This window comes from Dactylosporangium siamense (assembly GCF_016862795.1).
Taxonomy (GTDB): Bacteria; Actinomycetota; Actinomycetes; order Mycobacteriales; family Micromonosporaceae; genus Dactylosporangium; species Dactylosporangium siamense.
This window is the reverse complement of sequence record NZ_BONQ01000281.1, coordinates 1-886: the sequence shown is the minus strand read 5'-3', so window position 1 is coordinate 886 and position 886 is coordinate 1. Positions and strand designations below refer to the sequence as shown.

Here is an 886-nt window from a genome sequence, read left to right as displayed (position 1 = left end):
GCGCAGCGGCGGACGCGCGGCCAGGTCGAACGGCACCGCGGCATCGGCCGCGAGCCACGCCTCGACCTCCGCGGCCGGCACCTCGACGACGCTCAGGTCGAACCGCTCGGGCGCCGCATCGATCACCTGCCACGGCACACCGTCGGCGTCCGGAACCAGCCGGGTCCGCAACACCTCATGCCGGCGCACCAACCCGGCCAGCGCCGCCGACAACGCTTCCACGTCCAGCGCGCCGGACAGGGGAATCGGCATCGGCAGGTTGTACTCGACTGAGTCCGGCGCCAGCTGATGCAGGAACCACAGCCGCTGCTGCGCAAACGACAACGGCAACCGCTCACCACGGTCCACCGCCACGATCGGCGGCGCGGTGGTCCCCGACGCCGCCTCCACCACCGCGGCCAACCCAGCCACCGTCGGCGCATCAAACACAGCCGCGACCGGCACCTCGAGATCGAACACACTCCGGATGCGCGACACGACCCGCGTGGCCAGCAACGAGTGCCCACCAAGAGCGAAGAAGTTGTCGACCGCACCGACCTGATCCACGCCGAGCAGCTCGGCCCACACCGCGGCCAGCACCTCCTGGACCGGCCCCACGGGCGCCACAAACCCCGACGCCGGCCGAGCCCCGGTCACGGCGGGCAGTGCGGACCGGTCCACCTTGCCGTTGCGGTTCAGCGGCAACGCCGTCAACTCCACGAACACCGCCGGCACCATGTACTCCGGCAACCGCGCACCCAGGAACTCCCGCAACCCCGCGGACTCGCCCACCACATACGCGACCAACCGGTCCCCATCCGCCACCACTACAGCGGCGGACACTTCCGGGTGTCCGAGCAGGACATGCTCGATCTCGCCTGGTTCGATCCGGAACCCGCGCACCTTC

1 protein-coding gene is annotated in these 886 nt (G+C 70.9%); it reads right to left on the bottom strand.

The genetic code is table 11. The features are described from left to right. Positions 1–882 (bottom strand): condensation domain-containing protein (locus Dsi01nite_RS56945; protein ID WP_275423529.1); only part of this gene is annotated, 882 nt, incomplete at its 3' end. Positions 883–886 lie beyond the last annotated feature (4 nt).